Origin of the sequence: Plantactinospora sp. B24E8, assembly GCF_039871735.1 — a bacterium.
Classification (GTDB): domain Bacteria; phylum Actinomycetota; class Actinomycetes; order Mycobacteriales; family Micromonosporaceae; genus Plantactinospora.
Window position 1 is genome coordinate 468117 of sequence record NZ_JBDPMH010000001.1, and the last position, 23889, is coordinate 492005.

Consider the following 23889-nt stretch of genomic DNA (forward strand, 5'->3'; position numbering starts at 1 on the left):
GGCTCGTTCCACCGGTCTTCTGTGCCCGGGTTGGATACCCGGTGATGCGTGACGTGGCTCTGCGGAAGGGAGACGAGGGCGTTGTGGGCACGTTCGGAACCGGACCATTTAGCAGTGACGGCGCACTGGACTTTATTGACGAGCTCGCCGAACGCCCGCCACAACAGCATGGCGAGGTGCTTCGGCACATGTTCGAACACGTCCTAGCCAACCGCGACCTCCTTTGGCGGGAGTTCTTCCCCGACCAAGTCGTCGCGGCGGCAGCCCTTGTGGCCGCCGCCCTCCCTGGCGGCGAGCAACTACAGCACCGCCTTGCGCAAGTGTTCGACGAACCAGACGCGGTGCTGCCCGAGCCGGTACCGGACCTTGCGGCGTCCGCACTCGACGCGCTGCATTTCGTGGCTGGTCCCGGCGGGGCATGGCATCAGGGATGGACGACCGAGACCGACCGCGCCGAGGCTCGACAAACCATCGACGGTCTCACAGCCATCCTCCAAGCCGCCAACTCGTAACACCACCAGACACACCACTCAAGCGAAGGTCGCGAAGTGCGCTGCCGTACTGACAATCATGGGGACGATTGACTCGGCTCGGGTCAAAGGTAGTCGAAGTAGCGGGTCCACCAGGTGGCGTCGCCCGGTGCGAAGGTGGCGGGGTCCCAGGTGCCGTCGTAGCGTTGCCAGAGGGGTTCTTCGGGGATGAGGGTGTAGCCCAGGTCGTCGAGGGCCAGGCGGATTCGGCCGGCGTCGTCCGGGTGCAGCAGTTGGCCAGCTTCCTCGTCGTTCCAGACGCCGGGGTTGTCGACGGCGAGGACCGCCAGGCCGCCGAAGTTGCTGATGACGATGACGAGCGGGTGGCCGGTGGTGGTCGCTGCGGCCGGGATGGCGATACGGCCGTGGAAGCTGGCGTCTTGCACGTGCTGGTCGACGTCGGTCTGGCAGTTGAAGTCGCGGTCGAGTCGCTCGGACAGGTGCTTGAATCGTGCCCTGGCTCGTCGGTGGTCGTAATTCGCGGGGATCTCGAGGTGTTCGGGGTCGTCGAGAGAGTGCATCAGCTGCCAAAGCTGGGCTTCGTCGGCCGGCATCCACTCATTGTGCCTGTCCGTTTCTGACCTGAGGGTGCTGAGGTTGTGGGCGCTGGGCCGGGGCGGGGTGGTCCGGCGGGGCGGGCGGTCGCGCAGGCGGGCCCCCATTACGTGAAGTCATCGTGTGACGCTTCAACCGGAGTCGGACACTCGGCGCCTGAACGTCGTGATCACGTAAACGTTGGCCTGCCATGGCCGGCCAACGTTTACGTGATCACGGCGCGGTCGGGAAGGGTCAGCGGCGGCGGGGCGTGACCAGCCCCGACTCGTACGCCCAGACGACCAGTTGCGCCCGGTCCCGGCAGTGCAGCTTGGTCATCGCCCGGTTGACGTGGGTCTTGGCGGTCAACGGGCTGATCACCATGCGCTCGGCGATCTCGTCGTTGCCCAACCCCCGGGCGACCAGCTCGACGATCTCCTGCTCCCGGGCGGTCAGCACGTCCCGCCCGGCGGACGGGTCGGCCGGCGCCGGCCCGGCGACGAACTCACTGATCAGCGTACGGGTCACCGTCGGGGCGAGCAGTGCGTCACCGCGCGCCACGATCGTGATCGCCTGCAGCAGGTCGGCCGGGTCGGCGTCCTTGAGCAGGAATCCGCTGGCGCCGGCCCGCAACGCGGCGAAGACGTACGAGTCGAGCCCGTAGTTGGTGAGGACGAGGACCCGGACCGCGGCGAGGTCGGGGTCGGCGGCGATCCGCCGGGTGGCCTCGATGCCGTCGACTCCCGGCATCTGCACGTCCATCAGGACGACGTCCGGGCGCAGCCATCGGGACAGTTGGACGGCGGCGGCACCGTCGGCCGCCTCGCCGACAACCTCCAGGTTCTCCTCGGCGTCGAGCAGTGCCCGGAACCCGGCCCGCATCAGCGCCTGGTCGTCGACGAGAAGCACCCTGATCACGATGGGCCGTCCAGGGGGAAGGTGGCCCGGACCGCGAATCCGCCGCCGTCGCGGGCGGCGGTGTGCAGGGTGCCACCCAGCCCGGTGACCCGTTCCCGCATGCCGCGCAGACCCACGCCGGGGGTCACCGGTCGGCTCGGTGACGCCCGGCCGTCGTCGGTCACGCAGACGGTCAGCCGCTCCGGGGCGTACTCGATGTCGACCCGGGCGGTGGCCGGGCCGGCGTGCCGGGCCACGTTCGTCAGGGCCTCCTGGACGACGCGGTATCCGGCCTGGTCGACCTCGGCGGGCAGCTCCCGCTGACCGGTGACGGTCAACTGCACCGGTACGCCGGCCGCCCTCGTCCGCTCGGCGAGGCCGTCCACCCCGGCCAGCCCCACAGGATCCACATCGGACGCGCTGCGCAGCACGCCCAGGGTGGCCCGCAACTCCCGCATCGCGGCGCCGCTGGCCTCCTGAATCGCCAGCAGCGTCGCCGACGGCTCCTTGCCCTGCTTACGGGCCAGGTGTACGGCGATCCCGGCCTGTACCTTGATGACGGAGATGCTGTGGGTCAGCGAGTCGTGCAGATCCCGGGCGATCCGCAGGCGTTCCTCCCCGGCTCGACGTAACGCCATCTCCTCGCGGGTTCGTTCGGCCTCGACCGCCCGCTGCTCGACCTGCTCCAGGTACGCCCGGCGCTGCCGCGCGACCAACCCGGCGACGTTGGCGGCCACGAACCAGCCGAGCAGCAGGGAGGTCCGCTCTGCGACCTGCTGCGCGGGCTGGTCGGCGGGCGCGACCGCGAAGTCGCGGAACAGAAAGCAGCCGAGGAAGACCAGGCTGGCCAGGGCGGCGGCCGCCCGGTGCCCCCGCCAGGCGGCGAGATAGACGGTGCCGAGGACCGGAAACGCGGCGGCCGGGCCGGGATGGAGCCGGAAGTGCACGGCGAGCATGGCGGCGGTCACCACCACCAGCGCCGGCACCGGGAACCGCCGGCAGACGGCCAGCGCCGCCACCATGACCAGGACCAGGGCGACGTCGAGGGCCCGGATCGGCCTGGCGTCGGGCGCGAGCGCGGCGTTGCCGAGCAGTAGGCCGCCGAGGGCGAGGCCACCGAGCGCGTACGGGAGGTCGCGGCGCATGCCCGCACTGTAGAGCGGCCGGTCAGCGGGGCGCATCCCACGGCTGCGGTAGCCGGGGCCTACCACGGACGCGGTATCGGCGGCCGGGCAGGTGTCCACGGCCGTACGACGTTTTCCCGACCCGCCCCGACGAGCATCGAGCCCATGACATACCGCTTCTTCCGTCCCGCACCGGTGCGGTCGGCGACCGGGCTCACCGCCGAGGTCTACCGGCAACTGCGGGACGAGTTCCTCGGGCCGGTGCCCACCTTCCGGGCGCTCTCGGCCGCACCGGAGCTGCTGGCCGCGACCTGGGCGTTGATGCGCGAGTCCCTGCTCGCCGGACAGACGTCCCGGGTCGACCGCGAGCTTGTCGCCTCGGCGGTGTCCCGGGCGAACCACTGCCGGTTCTGCGTCGACGCCCACGTGATGCTGCTGCACGCACTCGGCGAGTCCGAGCTGGCCGAGATGATCGCCAGCGGTGGAACGCCGTCGGAGCCGAGGTACGCCGCACTTGTCGCCTGGGCCGAGACCAGCCGCAGCCCTCGGTCGACCGACTGGACCAGCCCGCACCACCCCGAGATCACCGGCACCCTGCTCGCCTTCCACTTCGTCAACCGGGTCGTCTCGGCGTTGCTCGACCCGGACCTGCTCCCCGGCGGCCTGCAGCGTTCCCCGCTGGTGCGGACCGCCGGGGGCCGGCTCGCCGCGCGACCCGCCCGGCAGCCGAAGGAACCCGGCCGCAGCCTCCCACTGCTCGGCGATGCTGCCACGGCACCACCGGACTGGGCCGGGGACAGCCCGGTCGGTGTCGCGTACGCGGCGCTGCGCGACGCCGCCGCGCAGGGCGGAACCCTGCTGGGCGAGACCGCGCGGGAGACCGTGACCGCCACCGTGCACTGGGAGGACGGGCGGCACCCGGACCGGCCCGTCGAGTGGGCCACCGAACTGGTCCGGGGACTGCCCGACCGCGACCGGACCGGCACCCGGATCGCGCTGCTGGCGGCGTTCGCGCCCGGCGCGATCAGTGCCGACGACGTCGCCCGCTGGCGGCACGGCCATCCGGCCGACGCCGACCTGGTGCGGCTGGTCGCGTACGGCGCGATCACCGCCACCGACCACGTCGCCCGGGCGCTCGTCCCGGCCCACCCCTAGGAGGTCACCATGCGCAAGTCCCTGGTCGTCGTCACCCTCGTGCTGCTCTTCGCGTTCGTCGCGCAGTTCGTCTTCGCCGCCGTCGGCGCCTTCACCCGGCCGGGCGGAGACGGGGCGTACGTCCTGCACAGCGTCACCGGGATGATGGTCATCCCGGTGCTCATCCTGCTCACCATCCTGATCGCCGTGCTGGCGAAGGCACCGGGCCGGCTGGTCGGGCAGGCCAGCCTGACGCTCGGCCTGGTCGTGCTGCAGCCTTTCATCGCCATGCTCGCCAGGGCGTTCAACGACGCGGCGGGCACCAGCACCGGGGTCGGGCTGACCATCGGAGGGCTGCACGCGCTCAACGCGATCATCGTCGTACACGTGGCGGTCGGCGTACACCGGGCGGCGCGGAAGCTGGCCGAGCCGGCGCCGGCGGACCCAACCCCGGTCGGCGTCCGGGAAGTGGAGCCGGCGTGAGCACCGCCTCGCTGCTCGTGGCCGACCTGGTGATCGCGGTTCTGGCAGCCGCCGCGTGGCTGGGCGGCGGCGCCGCGTCCGCCGCCCGGCGGCGTCGGCCCGCCCTGTGGCTGGCCGCCGTCGCGCTGCTCGCCACGCTCGCCCGCGCGGTCACCGTCACCGCGCTCGCCCGCGCCGGCTGGTGGTTCGCGGCGGAGAAGGTCCTGATCGCCGCGCCCCTGTCGCTCGCGGCGCTGGCCGTCGCCGGGTCGCGGCTGCTCCGGGCCCCGGCCGACATCCGGTCCGTCGCGCTTGCGCTGCTCTTCGCCGGGTACGCACACAGCGCCGCCCTGCTCGTGACGGTCCTGCACGGCTACCCGGCGTCGGCGGGTGCCGGACTGCTCGCGGTCGCCGGGGTCGTCGCGGCGACCGCGGTGTCGTGGCGGGCCCTCGGCACGCAGCCGTCCCGGGCGGTGTCCCGGACCGCCCTGGTGGTGGCGGTCGCGGCGCTGGTGACCGGCACCGGGCTGGCCGTCACCCCGGGGGCCGCCCCCGCGGTCCCGCACGACCACGACTATCGCGACACCCAGCCGGTGGGCGAACCGACCCGACGGTTCACCCTGACCGCCGGGACCGCCACCGTGGACGTGGACGGCCGGAAGGTCGCGGCGTGGGCGTTCGACGGGCAGGTCCCCGGGCCGGAACTGACCGCCACCGTCGGCGACGTCGTCGAGGTGACGCTGCGCAACCGGGACATCGGGCGGGGCGTCACGCTGCACTGGCACGGGTACGACGTACCGAACAGCCAGGACGGGGTGCCCGGGGTGACACAGGCGGCGGTGCTGCCCGGCGAGGAGTTCGTTTACCGGTTCCGCGCCGACCAGGTCGGGACGTACTGGTACCACACGCACGCGGTGTCGGACGTCGGCGTGCGGATGGGCCTCTACGGCGTGCTTGTCGTCCGTCCGGCACCCACCTCCGGCGTCGACTCCTCCGTGCCGGGCGTCGACGTCACGGTGCCGGTGCACACGTTGGCCGGACTTCCACTGCCCGTGGCGCGGGTGGAGCCGGTCGGGGCGGGCGTTCCGGTACGGCTGCGTCTGATCAACACCGACAGCACCACCCACCGGTACGCCCTGGCCGGGACCCCGTTCCAGGTCGCCGCGATCGACGGGTACGACCTGCGCGGCCCGACCCCGCTGGTGGAGATCGCCGTGCTGATCCCGGCGGGTGGCCGCTACGACCTGGTCTTCAGCGCGCCGGCCACACCGGTGGCGCTCTTCGTCGACGGTCGGACGGTCTGGTCGACCGGGCCGGTGTCGGCGTCGACCGGCACGTGGCCGGTACTGGACCCGCTCGGCTACGGCGTCAGCGCGCCGGTGCCGTGGTCCAGGTTCGACCGCGAGTTCACCCTGGTCCTCGACCGTGGCCTCGACCTGCGCGGACTGCTTCCCCGGTACGCGCACACCGTCAACGGCGCGGCCGACCCGGACATCCCGTCCCAGGTCGTACGCCTCGGCGACGTCGTCAGGTTCACCATCGTGAACCGGTCACTGGAGGTGCATCCGTGGCACCTGCACGGCCACCACGTCCTGGTGCTGTCCCGCGATGGGGAGCCGGCGCGCGGCAGCCCGCTGTGGTTGGACTCGTTCGACGTACGCCCGGGTGAGGTCTGGGAGGTGGCGTTTCCGGCCGACAACCCCGGGGTGTGGGCCAACCACTGCCACAACCTGCCGCACGCCGACGCCGGAATGGTCCTGCACCTGATGTACGGCTGAACGTCGGCCGCAAGCCTGATCCTTGGAAGGTTGCGGTGCATGCCGAGCCGGAACTCGACACGAATCACGAGGATCTGAGCAGCATGTCGGACCGGGTCGCCGTTGGCCCAGCGGCGCCCGGTCACGGCCGTTGACGAGGGTCCAGCGGTCGGCGGGGTTCGCCGCGCCGCCGGCTCGTCACCCGGCGGCGGACTTACGGCAGGTACTCGTTGCCGAGCAGCAGTTGGTGCAACTCGGCGGAGATGGCGGCGACCTGTTCCATGTGCGCGTTGTGCCCGAACGATCGTGGACGGGGGATGTCCACGTCGACGAGCTTGTTCAGCCGGCCCGGTCGGGCGCTCAGCACCGCGACCCGGTCGGCGAGCAGCACGGCCTCCTGGATCGAGTGGGTCACGAAGACCACCGTCGTGCCGAGCTCGATGTGGATCCGCTGCAGCTCGACCGCCAGCTCCTCCCGGGTCAACGCGTCCAGGGCGGAGAACGGCTCGTCCATCAACATCACCTTGGGACGCTGGATCAGCGCCCGGCAGAGCGAGACCCGCTGCTGCATGCCGCCGGAGAGTTCGTGCGGCAGCTGCTTGGCGAAGCCGTCCAGGCCGGTCATCTCCAGCAGCCGCATCGCGTGGTCGCGGTGCTGTGCCCGCTTCATGCCGAAGATCTCGACCGGCAGCAGGACGTTGTCCAGCACGGTCCGCCACGGCAGCAGTGCCGGCCGCTGGAACACCATCGCGACGTCGCGGCGGGGACGGCTGACCCGCTCCCCGGCGACCAGCACCTCACCGTCGGTGGGTGGGATCAGACCGGCGATCAGCCGCAGCAGGGTCGACTTGCCGCAGCCGGAGCGGCCGATCACGGCCAGGAACTCGCCGTTGGCGATGTCCAGGTTGAGGTTCCGCAGCGCCTCGACGGGGCCGCTCTTGCCCTTGAAGGTCCGGTTCAGTCCGGCGATCTTGATCATTGGGCTCTCCATGAGGAATGCGGATCAGGACGAGATCGCCCGAGCCCACGGCACGAGGACCCGTTCGAGGGCCACCATGCTGTAGAACAGGGCGGCGCCCATGACGGCGAGCAGGGTCAGCGCGGCGAAGGCCATCGGGGTGTCGGCGGACAAGCCGGAGCTGGATATCACCGAGCCGAGGCCGAGCTCGGGGTGCTGCAACTCGCCGATGATCGCGCCGATGATGGACAGCGAGGTGGCCACCTTCAGCCCGATGAAGATTTGCGGTAGGGCCCAGGGAAGCCGGACCCGGATGAAGGTCTGCCACCAGGAGGCGGAGAGCGAGCGGGCCATCTCGCCGAGGTCGGCCGGGGTTGAGCTCAGCCCGGTCATGGTGGCGACCAGGATCGGGAAGAAGCAGAGCATGATGGCCATCAGGACCTTGGCCTGGGGATTGAGCCCGACCCAGACCATGAGCAGCGGGGCGAGCGCCACCTTCGGCACCGCGTTGATCCCGGCGATCGCCGGGAAGGTCATCCGCTCGACCGTCCGGGAGGCGGCGAGCAGGACGGCGAGCAGGATCGCGCCTACCGTGGCGATGCCGAAGCCGATGGTGGTCTCGAGGAAGGTGATCCCGGCCTGCTCGAAGAGGTAGGTGGGCTGCCGGGAAAACGCATCGACCACGTCCGGCGGGGCGGGCAGGTAGAACGGCTCGACGCCGAGGATCCGGGTGATGCCCCACCAGAGGCCGATTATCAGCACTGTGCCGAGGGTGGGTAACCCGATGTTGGTCCACCGTTGAGGTGGCCGGGAACTGTCAGTCATGGTGATTTCCCTGAGGGATGGGAGTGGGGGGCGGCGCGGGCCGGAATCACCGTGACGCGCACGTCGGCCGCGCCGCGAGGGGATCGGTGGTGGGACGGCGGCCATCTCGGCCACCGTCCCGACCGTCAGGTGCGTCTGCCGGTTCGGCAGGGGGTCCCGACCAGGGCCGGAACCGTTTGGTACGGGTGGTACTGGTGGTGCGGTGTTGTCGTCAGGACGCCTTCACGAAGTTGAAGTCGACGACGTTCTGCGGGGTCAGCCCCGACGGGATCAGGCCAGAGCCCTGGAGAACGGCGATGGTCCGGGCCACCCGCTGCTCGTCCATGAGGCCGATCGGGGCACCACCGGCCGGCCGAACGTACGGGGTCATCACGTCGATCTCGCCCTTGCCCGCCGCAACCGCGTACGTCGGCTTGGCCTTGTTCAGGATCGCCGCCGCCTCGTCCGGGTGCTCGATGCTGTACTGCAGACCCTTGAGTGCCGCGTTGGTGAACCGCTGCACCAGGTCGGGGTCGTCCGCGATGAGCTTCGGCGTGGTGATGATCGCGTTGCCGAACAGGTCCCGCAGGTAGTCGCTGTACGGCAGGGTCACGACCTCCTTCTTGGAGGCGGTCGCCAGGGCGCCACGGCTGAGCAGGAAGGTGCCGAGCGCGTCCACCTGCCGGCTCGCCATCAGGCCGTTGAGCGCGGTGGCCTGCACACCCTGGATCTTGACCGACTTCGGGTCGAGCCCGGCCAGCTGGGCGTACGCCGGGAAGAGCAGCTCGGTCACCGAGCCGGCACCCGTGGCGATGGTCTTGCCGGCCAGGTCCTTCGGGGTGGTGATGTTGGTGTCCTTGGTGGTCATCACCGAGATGAGGGTCTGCTGGTGGATGGCCGCGATGGCCCGCCAGTCGGTGAACTCGCCCTTACCGGCCTGGATCACGGCACCGGTGAAGTCGAGCGCGGCGAACTGGACCTGGCCCGCCTTGAGCGCGGTCAGGTTCGGCTGGTTACCCGCACCCTCCTTGATGTCCACCTCGATGCCGGCCTCGGCGAAGAAGCCCTTCTCCTTGGCCACCCAGGCGAACGCGTCCCGGCCGACGGCGCCGAACGCGGTGATGTAGGCGACCTTGTCGGTCTCCTTGCTGCCGACGTCACCTCCCTTGTCGTCGGAGCCGCTGCAACCGCTCACGGCCATCGCCGTGGCCAGCAGCCCTGCTGCCAGCACGCGCGAGCGTCTGATCATTGTGAATGCCTCCAGCTTCAAACGGATCGACGGGCAGCCAGCCGCCGGTGCGCCCGCGCAGGCCGGACATCTCAGGATCGACGCCTGTGCGCGCTCGGCTCTCGCCCGGTCGAGAATGGTAGATGACCCGGGTTGCGCCTGTCACCGCAGAGATCCACAAAGTTGCGGCAAACGCCCGATGTTTTCTGTGCTGCCACAGGTTTCCGCAGCTCACCGCAGTGTTGACATTGTCCGGTCGGGCGGCGATCCTGTCAGCACGATTGTAAATAATCTTGGAGACAATGTTGCGGATGGTGGCCTCCAACCAGGGCGCGGCACACTCTCGCCCCCCGTCTGACCAGGGAAGTTCCCGTTCTTCCAGGTTGGACACAACGTATGGGCACGGAGGGTGACGCGGTGACGACCGAATCACGGGAGGCGAAGTCCACAGTGCGGCGTCCGGCGACCCGGACCGCCGACGAGGCGTACGAGCAGCTGCGGCAGGCGATCCGCAGCGGTGAGCTGATGCCGAACGAGCGGCTCATCGAGGTGGAGTTGGCGGCCCGGCTGCAGGTCAGCCGCGCGGTGGTGCGTACCGTGCTGGTCCGGCTCGGGCAGGACGGCCTGGTGGTGCTCACCCCGAACCGGGGTGCCCACGTACGGCTGGTGACCGAGGCCGAGGCGGTCGAGATCCTCCAGGTGCGGGCGGTGCTCGAGGCACTTGCCGCCCGCCAGGCGGCGATCAACGCGACCGCCCGCGAGATCGGCGGCCTGCGGCGGGTGCTGAACCGGATGACCCAGAAGCTGGAGCAGGACGACCTGCTCGGCTACTCCGAGGGCAACGCCAGCCTGCACAAGGCGATCATCGCGGCGGCGCGGCACGACACCGCCGCCCGGCTGATCAGCGGGCTCCGGGCCCAACTGGTCCGGTTCCAGTACCGGACGATCCTGGTGCCCGGCCGTCCGGCCCAGTCGCTCGGTGAGCACACCGACATCGTGGCGGCGATCGCGGCCCGCGACCCGGACGCCGCCGAGGCCGCCATGCGCCGTCATCTCGGCCAGGTGGAACTGACCCTGTCCAACACCGCCCGCGCGCGATCCGCGACGGTCAACCCCCTCCGTCCGTCCTGAGTCCGCGCCGCGCTCGTGCCGACCGCCGCTCGTGCCGACCCACGTACCCCGACCGATCCGAACCGACCGTCCCGGCCGCCCGTCGTGAACCGACGCGGCGGCAGAGCCCCTCAAGGAGCAGCATGTCCGATCATCCCGTCCCGTCCGCGCGGGCTCGCGCCCTGGTCGCCGGGGCGTACGACACCCACGTACACGTGGGTCCCGACGTGATGGAGCGCCGGATCGACGACCTCGACCTGGCGCGCCGCTGCGTCGAGGTGGGCCTCGCCGGCTTCGTCCTGAAGTCGCACTACGTGGCGACGGCCGAGCGGGCGGCGGTGGTCCGCAAGGTGGTGCCCGAGGTCGACGTCCTCGGCGCGGTCACCCTCAACGGCGCCATGGGCGGAATGAACCCGGCCGCCGTCGAGGTTGCCGGGCGCCAGGGCGCCCGGGTGGTGTGGATGCCCACTGTGGACTCCGGTAACCAGCGGCGCAGCACCGCCACCGACCTGCCCGGGTCCAAGCCGGCGATGTGGGGTGCGCTGCAGGCGGACCTGCACGCCCAGGGCATCGTGCCGGACGTCGTCGAGGTCGTCGACGACGAGGGACGGGTCCTGGAGCAGGTGCGCAAGGTGCTGCGGGTGATCGCCCGGCACGACATGGTGCTCGCCACCGGCCACCTGAACGGTGCCGAGATCCTGGCCGTCGTCCGGGCGGCCAAGGAGGAGGGCGTACGCCGGGTCGTGGTCACCCACCCCGAGTTCACCTCGCAGCGGCTTCCGGTGGAACAGCAGCGGGAACTGGCCGAGGCGGGTGCGCTGCTGGAGCGTTGCTTCACCACGCCGCACACCGGAAAGGTCGCCTGGGCGGATCTGATCGCCAACATCCGGGCGGTCGGCCCGGAGCACTCGATCCTCTCCAGCGACCTGGGACAGCCCTTCAACCCGCCGGTCGAGGACGGTCTGGCGCTCTTCGCCGACCACCTGCTGGAGGCCGGCTTCACCGAACAGGAGATCCAGACCATGGCGGTGGTCAACTCCCGTTTCCTGGCCGCCGCGAAGGCTGAGGTCATCGCATGAGCAAGCGGCGGATGCTGGTGGTCGGGGCGCACTCGGCCGACTTCGTGTGGCGGGCCGCCGGCGCGGTCGCCAAGCACACCGCGGCCGGGGGTGAGGCCCTGGTCGTCGCCCTCTCCTACGGCGAGCGCGGCGAGTCCGGTGAGCTGTGGAAGGACCCGAACCAGACGATCGAGAACGTGAAGCGGCTGCGGCACGCCGAGGCGGAGCGGGCCGCCGCCGCCGTCGGTGCCACGTTCGAGGCGTTCGACCTCGGCGACTACCCGTTGCGGATCCGGGACGAGGACATCGACCGGCTCGCCGGGCTGATGCGGGAGTACGCCCCGCACGTCGTACTCACCCACCCGGACCGGGACCCGTTCAACCCCGACCACCCGGTGGCGCACGCGGCGGTGGCGACCGCGCGGCAGCTCACTGCCGGCGCCGGGGTCTCCAGCGGGTTCAAGACCGCGCCGCCCTCGGAGTTCCTGATCTTCGAGCCGCACCAGCCCGAGCTGTGCGGTTTCGTGCCCACCGTCTTCGTCGACATCACCGACGTGATGCCGGCGAAGCAGGAGGCGATGGCGGCGATGGGTGCCCAGGGCTACCTTCGGGAGTACTACACCCAGCGGGCCGACCAGCGGGGCAACCACGCCCGTCGGGTCACCGGCAACGCCGCGATCAAGCAGGCGGAGGCGTTCCAGCGGCTGATCCCGAACGTGGTGGGGACGCTGTGAGCGGGGCGGACGACACGACGGCTCCGATCGACCCGGAGGTGCTCGGCACGCTGGCCGACGCCGGGGTGGCCGCCGTCTACGAGGCGTCCGGGCGACGCGGCCTGGTCGACGCCGACCTGACACAGATCGTCCCGGGGACCCGGGTCGCCGGTCCGGCCCGTACGGTGCGCTGCGGCCAGGACGACAACCGGGCCGTGCACGAGGCGATGACCCGGTTGCGCCCCGGTGAGGTCCTGGTGCTCACCATGCCGGAACCGGCCCCGGTGGCCCTGGTCGGCGAGCTGCTGGCCACCCAGGCGAAGGTCGCCGGCGCAGTCGGCGTACTGGTGGACGCCTCGGTGCGGGACGCCGACGAGCTGCGGGACCTCGGTCTGCCGATCTGGGCCCGTTGGGTACGGGTGCGTGGGGCGACCAAGCGCGAGCGGGGCGAACTCGACATCCCGGTACGGGTGGGCGGTGCGACGGTCAACCCGGGGGACGTCGTGGTGCTGGACGCCGACGGTGCGGTGGTCGTCGCCCGGGAGAACGTGGCCGAGGTGGCCGCCGCGACGACCGCCCGACTCGCCAAGGAGGCCGGGCTGCGCGCCCGGTTGGAGGCCGGCGAGCTCAGCTACGACCTGCACGGGATGCGGGCGGAGGACGAGTCCGCCGGATGAGGACGAGCCGTCCCGGGCTGGCCCAGCAGCCCGGGACGGCTTCCCCACGCGCCGCCGTCGGTTCCAGCCGGGCCGGTCGCGCCAACCCGCTCGCGTCAAACCCGCTCGATCGGTGGTTACCGCACGGCGAAGTCATCGCTCATGATGAATGTCCGGGTGTCGGGGGAAGCCCTCGACGCCGGCCGTCGAGAGCGAGGATCCGCATGTCCGACCGATCATCCCGTCCTGCCCGGTGGAGGGCCCGCACGCTCTGCCTGTCGATCGTCGCCGCCGTCGCGCTCGCCGCTGGCGGCGCACCGGCGTACGCGGCCGCCGACGACACCGAACCACCGACCACGCCCGGTCCGGTCACCGTCGTCGAGGCCACCGAAACCTCCGTCGTCCTCACCTGGGCACCGTCCACCGACAACGTCGGCGTGGTCAGCTACCAGGTCGCCCGCTTCTACACCGACGTGGGCAACAGCTACACCACCAGCACCAACCGCATCGAGATCACCGGCCTCCGGGCCTCGCAGACCTCCTTCTACCAGGTCGTCGCGATCGACGCGGCCGGCAACCGGTCCGCCTACAGCGACAGCGTGGCGGTGACCCAGCCACCGGGGGACAGCCAGCCGCCGAGCGTGCCCGGCCAGCCGGTCGCCTCGCAGGTCACCAAGACCAGTGTGCTGCTGACCTGGGCCCGCTCCACCGACAACATCATGCTCAACCGCTACGAGATCCTGCGGATCACCGACGACGGCAGCACGGTGGTCGGCACCGCCTCGCAGCACCCGCCGGGGCGCAACCAGTTCACCGTCACCGGGCTGGCCCCGCAGACGTCGTACACCTTCGCGGTGCGGGCGGTCGACGACGCCGGCAACGTCTCGGCGCCGTCCCCGTCGGTCAGCGTGACGACCCTCGACGCGGACGCCGACACCACGCCGCCGAGCCGGCCGGGTGAGATCACCGTCGTCGAGGCCACCGAGACCTCCGTGCTGCTCACCTGGGCGGCCTCCACCGACAACGTCGGCGTCGACCGGTACGAGGTGACCCAGATCTTCACCGACGTGGCGATGCTGCACCGGACGACGACGAACAGCATCCGGCTGACCAACCTGCAGCCGTCCCGGACGTACACGTTCGGGGTCTTCGCGGTGGACGCGGCCGGGAACCGTTCGGCGGCGCCGCCGACGCTGCGGTTCATCGCGCCGCCGGGGGACGACGAGCCGCCGACCGCACCGACCGACCTGGCCACCACCGTGGTGGGCGAGGAGACGGTCGGTCTGACCTGGTCCCCGTCCACGGACAACGTGGTGCTGCAGCGGTACGAGGTGGTGTCGATCACCCCGGACGGCAGCACCGTGGTGGCCACGGTCGGGCTGCTCCCGCCCGCGTTGCCGAGCACCGGTGCGGTGGTGTACGGCCTGTCCGCAGGGACGACGTACACCTTCGGTGTGCGGGCCGTGGACGAGGCCGGCAACGTGTCCCCGCTCTCCGCGCCGATCACCGTGACCACCCGGAGTGGACCGGAGGAGAGCTGCACGATTGCCTACGACGTGTCGACGTGGCCCGGCGGCATGCTGGTGCACATGACGGTCCGCAACACCGGCTCCACGGTCTTCGACGACTGGACGTTCGGCTGGACCCTGCCGGCCAGCCAGCAGTTGTACAGCGTCTGGGGAGCCGAGTTGGTCAACCGGGGCGGCGACAGTGTCATCGTCCGGCATCCGCGCCACCGCCCGAGTCTCGAACCCGGTGACAGCGCGACGATCTCGTACGTCGCCTCGGGCTCGACCGGGCCGGCCAATCCGATCCTGAACGGCATCGTCTGCCGGGCCGGCTGACCGTTCCGCGCAAGCCCTTCGTCTCGGGCCGTGGGCGGTGGGATGTGGGGGTGGAGGGCGCGCCGGAGCGTGCGCGCCCTCCACGACCGTAGCGGTCCCCGGCGGCGGCCGATGTCGGGAACATGCCGATCCGGGGTGCCGCGTGTCCTACGCCGTGAATCAGCGTTTCCTTAGGTAATCGCACCGGCGCCGCCGTTGTCGATTGACAGGACTGCCGATATGGCGAAGGAGTGGACGGACGGCCATGCACCCATCGTCGGAACGGTGACCGGGTGACCGAACTGCCGGACGGTGCCGCTGAGATTGCCGTGGACATCGAGCGGGTGGTGGCGTCACCAGTCACCGTGGAGGAGCGGGTCGCGGAGCTGTTCACGGTGCTGCGCCGACTGGCGCCGATCCAGGCTGGTGTCCTTCATCTGCTGGATCCCGAGCATCGCGGCTTCGAATCACTCGGCGGCTTCGGCTACTCCGAGTCGACCATCGCCTGGCAGCGAGGGCTGGAGCACTACCGCGAGATGGAACTGCTCGGAATGGACCGGGACCGGCCGCCGCTGCGGGTCAAAGACACCCCTGTCCCGGTGGCCGAACTGGTCTCCTGGAGCACGCACTTCGCGCCGGCCGGCTTCAAGGAGGGCATCGGGGTCGGGCTGTTCAGCCCGGACGGCCGCCACGTCGGCATGCTGACCATGCACACCGACACCGTCGACCATCCGACCGACGCGGTCCGGGACTTCCTCGGCCTGCTCGCTCCGGTGATCGCCGAGGGAGTGGACCCGCTGCGGTCCATCGTCACCCTCGCCAGGATTGTCGCCAACGCGACGGCCGGCGTGGTGCTGACCCGGGCAGGGAACGTGGTCGAGCTGGCGGGGCTGCCGGACCATCCGGTACTTCGGCCCGGCTCGCCCGTGCTCGGCGCGGTGGCCGAGAGCCTGACCGAGGGGGAGCCGCACGCCGCGTTTCTGTGTCCGTACCGCTCGGGCGCGGGGTGCCGCGAGTTCCTGCGAATCAGTGTGTTGGCCTGTCCGGATCATGCACCGGCGTACCTGCATGCCGTGGTGCTGGTCTCGCCTCCCGGCAACCTGCACGGGCTGACCCGCCGGGAACTGGAGATCCTTGGCATGCTGATCGAGGGCTGGTCCAACCATCGGATAGCCGACACCCTGGTGATCGCCCAACGGACGGTCGCCGCGCACATCGAGCACATCCTGGCGAAACTGGCGGCCCCATCCCGCACCCTGGCCGCGGTACGCGCGGTCCGGCTGGGTCTGTACCTGCCACGATCACTGACCGGGAGCATCAGATGACCCGTACCCCCTCGCTACCCGACATCGTCCGCCAGGCGGCGGCGATCACCGCGAGTCCGATCGGGGAGGACCGGCCGGCCCAGTGGCTGTCCCTGCTGCGCCAGGTGGTGCCCTACGACGCGGCGTGGCTGTCCCTGGCCGACGATCGGAACCACCGGTTCGTCGAGGTGACGTCAACCGGCTACCCCGAGCGGATCCAGACCTACTTCGGCACCCGGGCATCGATGGACCAGGCCGAACAGGCGGGCCTGACCGAGTCGCCCGTCCCGCAGTGCGGCCGGGACCACCCGATACCGGCCGTCGAGTACGAGATCTGGAGCGACTACTACCTGCCGGCCGGGTTCCGGGAGGGGCTGGCGGTCGGTCTGCTCAGCCAGGATCGCCGCCACATCGGCATGCTCGCGCTCAGCACCGAGGACGCGGGCCACCCCACCGACGCGGAGCGGGACCTGATCGGGGTGTTGGCACCCCGGATCGCGGCGACGCTCGATCCGTTGCGGTCGCTGGCGGTACTGGCGCGTGTAGTCCACGACGCCGTCGCCGGGCTGGTGCTGACCCGTGCGGGCGAGCCGTTCTCCCTGTGCGGCCTGCCCGGGCACCCACTGCTGGCAGCCGGGTCGCCGTTGCTCGCGGTGATCGACGAGATGGCCCCACGGGGCGAGGGCTCGGTGTCCTTTCTCTGGCCCGTCCGACAACGGTCCGAACTGGTGCGTGATGTCCCGGAGGCTATCGACGGTCTGTTCCGGGTCGTGCTGCTGGGCTGCGCCGCCGCACCGGCGCCGGTGCTCGGACTGGCGATGCTCGCCCCGCTGCCGAAGGGTTGGTCCGTCCTGAACCGGCGCGAGCTGGTGGTGCTGGGTCTGCTGCTGGCCGGCTGGACCGACGAGCAGGTCGCGGTCGGTCTGGATTTGCCGCTGACCACGGTCATCGACACGGTGTGCCGGAGCATTGTCGCGCTTCAGGCGCCGGACCGGCACGTCGCCCTGCTGCGGGCGGCCCGTCGGGGCTGGTTCATCCCACACCGGGCAGGGACGGCGCCACGGGGCTGACCGGACGGCCGGTATGGAGGTCCCACCGCTCGGATGTCGTGAATCGACGTGTCCCGGTGAAGTGTGGGCCGCTTGGTTAGCTAACCGGATCAGCCGGGGTTTTTGTCGGTGGACAGGACAGTGTCGGTGGCGTGGCGTGGGTCACAAGCCGGAACATGGGACACCGTTTGTTACTTGAGTCGTACAAGCTCAACTAACGATGGCAGGTGTTCGATGGCAACTCTTCCGGTTCTTCCGCTGACCGACGCTGTCCTTCTGCCCGGCATGGTCATTCCGGTGACCCTCGACGCGACCACCCAGTCCGCGGTCGACGCCGCCCGGGCGACGGGTGACAAGAAGCTGCTCGCCGTACCCCGGGTCGACGGGGAGTACGGCTCCACCGGCGTGATCGCCACGATCGAGAAGGTCGGCCGGCTGCCCAGCGGCGAACCGGCCGCGGTGGTCCGTGGCCTGGCCCGGGCCCGGATCGGTTCCGGTGTGCCCGGCCCCGGCGCCGCGCTCTGGGTCGAGGCGACCGAGAGCACCGAACCCGCTCCGGCCGGCAAGGCGAAGGAACTGGCCCGGGAGTACCGCGCGCTGGTCACCTCCCTGCTCCAGGAGCGGGGCGCCTGGCAGGTCATCGACGCCGTCGAGCGGATGACCGACCTGTCGGAGCTGGCCGACTCGGCCGGCTACGCACCCTGGCTCACCCTGGAACAGAAGATCGAACTGCTCGACGCGCCGGACGTGACCACCCGACTCGAACTGCTGGTCGGCTGGGTGAAGGACTACCTGGCCGAGCAGGAGGTCACCGAGCGGATCAACAACGACGTACGCGAGGGGCTGGAGAAGTCCCAGCGCGAGTTCCTGCTCCGCCAGCAGCTCGCCGCGATCCGCAAGGAACTCGGTGAGGACGAGCCGGACGGCTCGGCCGACTACCGCTCCCGGGTGGAGTCCGCCGACCTGCCGGAGAAGGTCCGCGAGGCGGCGCTGCGCGAGGTCGGCAAGCTGGAACGGGCCAGCGACGCCTCCCCGGAGGCGGGCTGGATCCGTACCTGGCTGGACACCGTGCTGGAGATGCCGTGGAACGTCCGGACCGAGGACAACACCGACCTGGTCCGGGCCCGCGAGGTGCTGGACGCCGACCACGCAGGCCTGGCCGACGTGAAGGACCGGATCCTGGAGTACCTCGCGGTGCGTAACCGGAGGGCGGCCCGCAACCTGCAGGTCGTCGGGGGTCGCGGCTCGGGTGCCGTACTGGCCCTGGGCGGCCCGCCCGGAGTCGGCAAGACCAGCCTCGGCGAGTCCGTCGCCCGGGCCCTCGGCCGGAAGTTCGTCCGGGTCTCGCTCGGCGGCGTACGGGACGAGGCCGAGATCCGGGGCCACCGCCGGACGTACGTCGGTGCGTTGCCCGGCCGGATCGTCCGGGCGCTGCGCGAGGCCGGGTCGATGAACCCGGTCGTGCTGCTCGACGAGGTCGACAAGCTCTCCGTCGGGTACGCCGGTGACCCGGCCGCCGCCCTGCTGGAGGTGCTCGACCCGGCGCAGAACCACACCTTCCGGGACCACTACCTGGAGGTCGACCTCGACCTGTCGGACGTGCTCTTCCTGGCCACCGCGAACGTGGTGGAGGCGATCCCCGGCCCGCTGCTGGACCGGATGGAGCTGGTCACCCTGGACGGCTACACCGAGGAGGAGAAGGTCGCGATCGCCCGGGACCACCTGCTGCCGAGGCAGATCGAGCGGGCCGGGCTGACCGTGGACGAGGTGAGCGTCTCCGACGCCGCCCTGGCCGCGATCGCCGGCGAGCACACCCGGGAGGCGGGGGTACGTCAGCTCGAACGCGCCCTGGCGAAGATCCTCCGCAAGGTCGCGGTGGCGCTGGCCTCGACCGAGGGCCCGGTCCGGGTCGACACCGACAACCTGGCCAGCTACCTGGGTCGGCCGAAGTTCACGCCGGAGTCGGCGGAGCGGACGGCGGTGCCGGGGGTGGCGACCGGGCTGGCGGTGACCGGTGCCGGTGGTGACGTGCTGTTCATCGAGGCAACCAGCATGGAGGGCGAGCCGGGGCTGACCCTGACCGGGCAGCTCGGCGACGTGATGAAGGAGTCGGCGCAGATCGCTCTCTCCTACCTGCGGTCGAACGGTCGGAAGCTGGGGTTGGACCCGAACGCCCTGGCCGGGCGGCGGATCCACGTCCACTTCCCGGCGGGTGCGGTGCCGAAGGACGGCCCGAGCGCGGGCATCACCATGGTCACCGCGCTGGCGTCGCTGGTCACCGGTCGCCCGGTACGCCCCGAGTTCGGGATGACCGGCGAGGTGACCCTCTCCGGTCGGGTGCTGCCGATCGGCGGGGTGAAGCAGAAGCTGCTCGCCGCGCACCGGGCCGGTCTGACCGAGGTGATCATCCCCGCCCGTAACGAGCCGGACCTGGACGACCTGCCGGCCGAGGTGCGCGAGGCGTTGACCGTGCACACCCTGGCCGACGTCGCCGACGTACTGGCGCTGGCCCTGCGGCCGGCCGACATCGGCGCGGAGGCGCTGGACGGCCCGGCGCTCGCCGCCGCCTGATCCGCCTGACCTGACGGTGGGCGCCCACAACGGTGTGGGCGCCCACCGTCGTTTCGGCTCCCTGGTCGCGGTTGACCTCGACAATGGTTGAGGTTTTACTGTCGGACCCCACCGGTACGGTCCGAAACCGCGGCCGGGCGAAGGGGCGTAGCGATGAGCATGGAAGTCACCGCGTGGAACTCGATGTACCGGATGACCCACGCGCAACAGGACAAGCGGCCGTTCTCCATGGCCACGCTGCGCCGGATCGGGGGTTTCGCCCGGCCGCACCGGCGCCGGATCATCGGCTACCTGCTGCTCAGTGTCGTGTTGGCGGTGCTGGCGGTGGCCACCCCGGTGCTCGCCGGGCGGGTGGTCGACACCATCGTCGGCGGCGGTGACCCCGGGCTGGTGATCCGGCTCGCCCTGCTGATCGCCGTGGTCGCGCTCGCCGAGGCCGGTCTCGGGCTGCTCAACCGCTGGCTGTCGGCGAGCCTCGGCGAGGGGCTGATCCTCGACCTGCGTACCGCCGTCTTCGACCACGTGCAGCGGATGCCGGTCGCGTTCTTCACCCGTACCCGGACCGGCGCCCTGGTCAGCCGGCTCAACAACGACGTGATCGGCGCGCAGCGGGCGTTCAGCGACACCCTCTCCGGGGTGGCCGGCAACCTGGTCACCCTGCTGCTCACCCTCGTCGTGATGATCAACATCTCGTGGCGGATCACCCTGCTGGCCCTGGTGCTGCTGCCGGTCTTCGTGCTGCCGGCCCGGCGGATGGGCAACCGGCTGGCCCGGCTCGGCCGGGAGGCGGCGGACCACAACGCGGCGATGGGCAACCAGATGACCGAGCGGTTTTCCGCGCCCGGCGCCACCCTGGTCAAGCTCTTCGGCCGCCCCGGCCGCGAGTCGGCCGAGTTCGCCGACCGGGCCCGCCGGGTCCGCGACATCGGGGTCCGCACCGCGATGGTCCAGACCGTCTTCCTCACCGCGCTCACCGTGGTCTCGACGCTGGCCCTGGCCCTGGTGTACGGCCTCGGCGGCTGGTCGGCGCTGCGCGGCGACCTGGAGGCCGGCGCGGTCGTCGCGCTCGCCCTGCTGATCACCCGCCTCTACGCGCCGCTGACCTCCCTGGCCAGCGCCCGGGTCGAGGTGATGAGCGCGCTGGTCAGCTTCGAACGGGTCTTCGAGGTGCTCGACCTGAAGCCGCTGATCACCGAGAAGTCGGACGCCCGGCCGGTGCCGGCCGGGCCGGTCTCGGTCGAGCTGGCCGGGGTCCGGTTCGGCTACCCGTCGGCGGAGAAGGTCTCGCTCGCCTCGCTGGAGGAGGTGGCGACCCTGGACACCCGGGGCGGCGTCGAGGTGCTGCACGACGTCTCGTTCCGGGTCGAGCCGGGGCAGCTGGTGGCCCTGGTCGGCTCCTCCGGGGCGGGCAAGTCCACCATCGCCCAGCTGGTGCCCCGGCTCTACGACGTCGACGCCGGCGCGGTACGCCTCTCCGGGGTCGACGTACGGGACCTGAGCTTCGAGTCGATCCGGGACACCCTCGGCCTGGTCACCCAGGACGGGCACCTGTTCCACGACACCATCCGGGCCAACCTGCTGCTGGCCCGCCCCGAGGCGACCGACGACGAGGTGTGGGACGCGCTGCGCCGGGCCCGGCTCGCCGACCTGGTCGAGGCGCTGCCCGACGGGCTGGAGACCGTGGTCGGTGAGCGCGGCTACCGGCTCTCCGGCGGCGAGCGGCAGCGGCTGACCATCGCCCGGCTGCTGCTGGCCCGCCCCCGGGTGGTGATCCTCGACGAGGCGACCGCCCACCTGGACTCGACCTCGGAGGCGGCGGTGCAGGCGGCGCTGGCCGAGGCGCTCGCCGACCGTACCGCGCTGGTGATCGCCCACCGGCTCTCCACGGTCCGGGCCGCCGACCAGATCCTGGTGGTCGAGGCCGGCCGGATCGTGGAACGCGGCACCCACGACGAACTGCTCGCCCTCGACGGCCGGTACGCCGAGCTGTACCGCACCCAGTTCGCCCAGGACAGCCCGGCGCGGGTCGAGGACGGCGAACTGGTCGCGGGCTGAGCCGGGGAACACCGACCCCGGCGATCGGCCAACAACAGGCATGACACGACAGAGCCGGGTCGGAAGACCGACGGATCGAGTGGGATCCGACGGGATCGGACGTGGCAGGTCGGGGTGGATTGGTCGGACAATGGCCCGGTGACATTCGAGCCACCCCGTTCCGGACAGCCCGCGCAGTCGCTCTCCGGGTCGGTCCCCGCCCAGCCCTCCCCGCCCGAGACGACGCCGCCGCCGGAGACGGCCCCGCTGCCGGCCCCGGCACCCGGCCCGGAGACGTCGCCGGAACCGGCCCCCGCGCCGGAGGTGCCGCCGTCGGTGGAGCCGCCGGCCGTGCCGACCGGCTCGCCGTCGACGGTCACCGTGCCGGCCGGAACACCGACCCCGGGCGGCGAGCCGTCCGGCGCGGAGACCCCGGCCGCGAAGTCGGACGACAAGGACGCGCACCAGACAAAGGTGCGGATCGACACCCCGGGCGCCACGATCGAGATCGAGGCGAACGAGCCGCTCTCCGAGGTCGTGGCGACCGCGTTGCGGCTGTTCCACGAGGCCGGCGGCTGGCCGCAGGTGCCGTACCGGTCGGCCGGGTTCGCCCAGGCCGAGCGCCGCGACACCCTCCCGGTCCAGCCCAGTTCGATGCCGTACGGGCCGGGGTCGTACCCGATCCAGATGCCGTGACGGGACCGGCTCAGGCCGGCCCGGTCGCCTGTCCCCGGCGGCGGTGGTGGTCACCGCCGCCGGGGACGGTGGCCGCCCGGCGGGGTACCACCCGGGTCTGATCTGAGCGTGTCGCCGGTCACCGCCCTGATGGTTGCCCTGCCCTGCGCGAGGTCAGGCGGTTGGCGGGGTGGGGGTCTGCCACAGGGCGCTGACCGGCATGGCACGGAGTCTGTCGCCGAACGGCAGCGTGGCGGTTCCGGTGTAGAGGACGATGCCGGCGACGAATTCGTCGCCGAGGCGCTCGGCGAGTCGGCGTAGTCCGCGGAAGTCGCCAGGTCCGACCGTGGTGGCCGCTTTGACCTCGATCCCGACGACCTGGCCGGATCGGTTCTCTAGCACCGCGTCGACTTCGTACCTGCTCTGGTCGCGGTAGTGGGACAGATCGACGAACTGTGTAGACCAGGTGAGCTGCCGGGACAACTCGGACAGGACGAATGACTCGAGCAGCGGGCCGAACGGTGCACCCGGCCGGAGTAGCGCCCGGGCGTCGGTTGCGATCTCGTTGGCGGCGATTCCCGAGTCGACAAAGATCAGTTTGGGTGCGGCCGTGGTGCGGGTGCCCAGGTTGCGGGACCAGCCGGGAATTCGTTTGACCAGGAAGATCTCTTCCAGGGCCCGGAGATAGCGTGCGATCGTCGGCCGGCTCAACCCGAGTGCGGACTCGAGGGAGTTGGCGGCGATGATCGTCGCGGACCTGGCCGCGAGGAGGCGGACCAGCTTGCGGAGCTCGCCCTTGTGCTGGATGTCCGACAGTTGCCGGACATCGCGGTCGATGAGCGCCTGGACGTACGCGTCGAAGAACCGTTGGCGACGGCGGGGGTCCGCGCGGGCGGTGGCCTCGGGTAGACCGCCGCGGACGATTCTGGCCGCGTAGTCGGCGCGGGTCACCTCCGACTCGTGTCGCAGGTCCGGACCGAGCGCGAAGATGGCGTCGACGAATCCGTCCGGCGCACTGTCGAGTTCTCCCTGGGAGAACGGCCACAGCTCGACGGTTTCCATCCGGCCGGGCAGCGCGTCCGGGGCTGCCACCATGCCGAAGAGCCGAGACGAGCCGGTGAGCAGATACCGGCCGGGACGGGGATCCTCGTCGACGGCTGCCTTGATCGCCAGCAGGAGCTCCGGAGCCCGCTGGATCTCGTCGACGACCAGGAGTTCGGGGGAGTCGACGAAGCCGACCGGGTCGGCGATCGCCGCCTCCCGGTCCTGCGCCCGGTCGAGATCGCGGCGCTCGGCGAGACGATCGCCGGCAACGATGCGAACGAGGGTGCTCTTGCCTGCCTGGCGCGCGCCACTGATCAGCACGACACGGGTGTCGGCCAGGGCCGCGTCGACCTGCGCGGCAGCGTGGCGGGGAACCAGGTGCGGTGTGGGCACGCGTCATGATAGCTGGCGCGGTTTCGATCTG

At 71.3% G+C, this 23889-nt stretch carries 21 protein-coding genes; 14 read left to right on the top strand and 7 right to left on the bottom strand.

All coding sequences use genetic code 11. The features are described 5' to 3' along the window. Nucleotides 1-83: 83 nt before the first annotated feature. Nucleotides 84-512 carry a DUF4259 domain-containing protein gene (locus ABGB21_RS02210; protein ID WP_347676149.1) on the top strand — a complete coding sequence of 143 codons (429 nt, stop codon included), beginning with the start codon at nucleotides 84-86 and terminating at the stop codon, nucleotides 510-512. Nucleotides 513-595: 83 nt separating this feature from the next. On the opposite strand, the gene ABGB21_RS02215 is transcribed toward ABGB21_RS02210, so the two are convergent. The 3 genes from ABGB21_RS02215 to ABGB21_RS02225 form a co-directional block, all read right to left on the bottom strand. After that, on the bottom strand, nucleotides 596-1084 hold the full coding sequence (locus ABGB21_RS02215; protein WP_347676150.1) for a hypothetical protein: 489 nt from the start codon (nucleotides 1082-1084) through the stop codon (nucleotides 596-598). 235 nt (nucleotides 1085-1319) lie between these two features. Then, on the bottom strand, nucleotides 1320-1982 hold the full coding sequence (locus ABGB21_RS02220) for a response regulator transcription factor (protein WP_347676151.1): 663 nt from the start codon (nucleotides 1980-1982) through the stop codon (nucleotides 1320-1322). Next, nucleotides 1979-3106, bottom strand: a complete 1128-nt coding sequence (locus ABGB21_RS02225) for a sensor histidine kinase (protein WP_347676152.1) — start codon at nucleotides 3104-3106, stop codon at nucleotides 1979-1981. The genes ABGB21_RS02220 and ABGB21_RS02225 overlap by 4 nt, the downstream gene beginning before the upstream one ends. A gap of 144 nt (nucleotides 3107-3250) precedes the next feature. On the opposite strand from ABGB21_RS02225, the gene ABGB21_RS02230 reads away from it, so the two are divergent. From ABGB21_RS02230 to ABGB21_RS02240, 3 genes are read left to right on the top strand one after another with little or no spacing between them, the layout of a single operon-like run. After that, nucleotides 3251-4240 carry a carboxymuconolactone decarboxylase family protein gene (locus ABGB21_RS02230; RefSeq protein WP_347654408.1) on the top strand — a complete coding sequence of 330 codons (990 nt, stop codon included), beginning with the start codon at nucleotides 3251-3253 and terminating at the stop codon, nucleotides 4238-4240. Nucleotides 4241-4249: 9 nt separating this feature from the next. Beyond that, complete coding sequence (locus tag ABGB21_RS02235) at nucleotides 4250-4702, top strand: DUF6220 domain-containing protein (RefSeq protein WP_347654409.1); 453 nt, start codon at nucleotides 4250-4252, stop codon at nucleotides 4700-4702. Next, nucleotides 4699-6459, top strand: a complete 1761-nt coding sequence (locus ABGB21_RS02240) for a multicopper oxidase family protein (protein ID WP_347654410.1) — start codon at nucleotides 4699-4701, stop codon at nucleotides 6457-6459. The genes ABGB21_RS02235 and ABGB21_RS02240 overlap by 4 nt, the downstream gene beginning before the upstream one ends. 193 nt (nucleotides 6460-6652) lie before the next feature. On the opposite strand, the gene ABGB21_RS02245 is transcribed toward ABGB21_RS02240, so the two are convergent. The 3 genes from ABGB21_RS02245 to ABGB21_RS02255 form a co-directional block, all read right to left on the bottom strand. Then, nucleotides 6653-7417, bottom strand: coding sequence for an ABC transporter ATP-binding protein (locus ABGB21_RS02245; RefSeq protein WP_347654411.1), 765 nt, complete (start codon nucleotides 7415-7417; stop codon nucleotides 6653-6655). A 24-nt stretch (nucleotides 7418-7441) separates the two neighbouring features. Continuing rightward, the gene (locus ABGB21_RS02250) at nucleotides 7442-8221 is read right to left on the bottom strand and encodes an ABC transporter permease (protein WP_347676153.1); all 780 of its coding nucleotides are present in this window, start codon (nucleotides 8219-8221) and stop codon (nucleotides 7442-7444) included. 211 nt (nucleotides 8222-8432) lie between these two features. Next, on the bottom strand, nucleotides 8433-9449 hold the full coding sequence (locus tag ABGB21_RS02255) for an ABC transporter substrate-binding protein (protein WP_347654413.1): 1017 nt from the start codon (nucleotides 9447-9449) through the stop codon (nucleotides 8433-8435). A 396-nt stretch (nucleotides 9450-9845) separates the two neighbouring features. Here ABGB21_RS02255 and ABGB21_RS02260 point away from each other — a divergent pair, with 396 nt between their 5' ends. The 10 genes from ABGB21_RS02260 (at nucleotide 9846) to ABGB21_RS02305 (ending at nucleotide 22442) form a co-directional block, all read left to right on the top strand. Then, nucleotides 9846-10559 carry a GntR family transcriptional regulator gene (locus ABGB21_RS02260; protein WP_347654414.1) on the top strand — a complete coding sequence of 238 codons (714 nt, stop codon included), beginning with the start codon at nucleotides 9846-9848 and terminating at the stop codon, nucleotides 10557-10559. 122 nt (nucleotides 10560-10681) lie between these two features. Then, nucleotides 10682-11617 (top strand): DUF6282 family protein, encoded by a 936-nt coding sequence (locus ABGB21_RS02265; RefSeq protein ID WP_347654415.1) that lies wholly within the window; start codon nucleotides 10682-10684, stop codon nucleotides 11615-11617. Next, nucleotides 11614-12330: a PIG-L deacetylase family protein gene (locus ABGB21_RS02270; RefSeq protein ID WP_347654416.1), complete on the top strand. Its 717-nt coding sequence runs from the start codon at nucleotides 11614-11616 to the stop codon at nucleotides 12328-12330. The genes ABGB21_RS02265 and ABGB21_RS02270 overlap by 4 nt, the downstream gene beginning before the upstream one ends. After that, nucleotides 12327-12986 (top strand): 4-carboxy-4-hydroxy-2-oxoadipate aldolase/oxaloacetate decarboxylase, encoded by a 660-nt coding sequence (locus tag ABGB21_RS02275; protein ID WP_347654417.1) that lies wholly within the window; start codon nucleotides 12327-12329, stop codon nucleotides 12984-12986. The genes ABGB21_RS02270 and ABGB21_RS02275 overlap by 4 nt, the downstream gene beginning before the upstream one ends. 203 nt (nucleotides 12987-13189) lie before the next feature. Then, the gene (locus ABGB21_RS02280; protein ID WP_347676154.1) at nucleotides 13190-14809 is read left to right on the top strand and encodes a fibronectin type III domain-containing protein; all 1620 of its coding nucleotides are present in this window, start codon (nucleotides 13190-13192) and stop codon (nucleotides 14807-14809) included. A gap of 272 nt (nucleotides 14810-15081) precedes the next feature. Then, nucleotides 15082-16113, top strand: coding sequence for a helix-turn-helix transcriptional regulator (locus ABGB21_RS02285; protein ID WP_347654419.1), 1032 nt, complete (start codon nucleotides 15082-15084; stop codon nucleotides 16111-16113). Continuing rightward, on the top strand, nucleotides 16110-17162 hold the full coding sequence (locus tag ABGB21_RS02290) for a GAF domain-containing protein (RefSeq protein WP_347654420.1): 1053 nt from the start codon (nucleotides 16110-16112) through the stop codon (nucleotides 17160-17162). Before ABGB21_RS02285 ends, ABGB21_RS02290 begins: the two co-directional genes overlap by 4 nt. Before the next feature lie 213 nt (nucleotides 17163-17375). Beyond that, entirely contained in the window at nucleotides 17376-19712 is a 2337-nt protein-coding gene (gene lon, locus ABGB21_RS02295; protein ID WP_347654421.1) for an endopeptidase La, read from the top strand. A 183-nt stretch (nucleotides 19713-19895) separates the two neighbouring features. Continuing rightward, nucleotides 19896-21767, top strand: coding sequence for an ABC transporter ATP-binding protein (locus tag ABGB21_RS02300; protein WP_347654460.1), 1872 nt, complete (start codon nucleotides 19896-19898; stop codon nucleotides 21765-21767). A 138-nt stretch (nucleotides 21768-21905) separates the two neighbouring features. Then, the gene (locus tag ABGB21_RS02305) at nucleotides 21906-22442 is read left to right on the top strand and encodes a hypothetical protein (RefSeq protein WP_347654422.1); all 537 of its coding nucleotides are present in this window, start codon (nucleotides 21906-21908) and stop codon (nucleotides 22440-22442) included. 153 nt (nucleotides 22443-22595) lie between these two features. On the opposite strand, the gene ABGB21_RS02310 is transcribed toward ABGB21_RS02305, so the two are convergent. Further along, nucleotides 22596-23858, bottom strand: a complete 1263-nt coding sequence (locus ABGB21_RS02310; RefSeq protein WP_347654423.1) for an ATP-binding protein — start codon at nucleotides 23856-23858, stop codon at nucleotides 22596-22598. Nucleotides 23859-23889: the final 31 nt, after the last annotated feature.

Excerpts from the sequence above, each read along its gene's own strand:
- ABGB21_RS02215 (WP_347676150.1), bottom strand. The coding sequence starts at position 1,084 with ATGCCGGCCGACGAAGCCCAGCTTTGGCAGCTGATGCACTCTCTCGAC.
- ABGB21_RS02225 (WP_347676152.1), bottom strand. The coding sequence starts at position 3,106 with ATGCGCCGCGACCTCCCGTACGCGCTCGGTGGCCTCGCCCTCGGCGGC.
- ABGB21_RS02230 (WP_347654408.1), top strand. The coding sequence starts at position 3,251 with ATGACATACCGCTTCTTCCGTCCCGCACCGGTGCGGTCGGCGACCGGG.
- ABGB21_RS02235 (WP_347654409.1), top strand. The coding sequence starts at position 4,250 with ATGCGCAAGTCCCTGGTCGTCGTCACCCTCGTGCTGCTCTTCGCGTTC.
- ABGB21_RS02245 (WP_347654411.1), bottom strand. The coding sequence starts at position 7,417 with ATGATCAAGATCGCCGGACTGAACCGGACCTTCAAGGGCAAGAGCGGC.
- ABGB21_RS02250 (WP_347676153.1), bottom strand. The coding sequence starts at position 8,221 with ATGACTGACAGTTCCCGGCCACCTCAACGGTGGACCAACATCGGGTTA.
- ABGB21_RS02255 (WP_347654413.1), bottom strand. The coding sequence starts at position 9,449 with ATGATCAGACGCTCGCGCGTGCTGGCAGCAGGGCTGCTGGCCACGGCG.
- ABGB21_RS02265 (WP_347654415.1), top strand. The coding sequence starts at position 10,682 with ATGTCCGATCATCCCGTCCCGTCCGCGCGGGCTCGCGCCCTGGTCGCC.
- ABGB21_RS02270 (WP_347654416.1), top strand. The coding sequence starts at position 11,614 with ATGAGCAAGCGGCGGATGCTGGTGGTCGGGGCGCACTCGGCCGACTTC.
- ABGB21_RS02280 (WP_347676154.1), top strand. The coding sequence starts at position 13,190 with ATGTCCGACCGATCATCCCGTCCTGCCCGGTGGAGGGCCCGCACGCTC.
- ABGB21_RS02290 (WP_347654420.1), top strand. The coding sequence starts at position 16,110 with ATGACCCGTACCCCCTCGCTACCCGACATCGTCCGCCAGGCGGCGGCG.
- lon (WP_347654421.1), top strand. The coding sequence starts at position 17,376 with ATGGCAACTCTTCCGGTTCTTCCGCTGACCGACGCTGTCCTTCTGCCC.
- ABGB21_RS02300 (WP_347654460.1), top strand. The coding sequence starts at position 19,896 with ATGTACCGGATGACCCACGCGCAACAGGACAAGCGGCCGTTCTCCATG.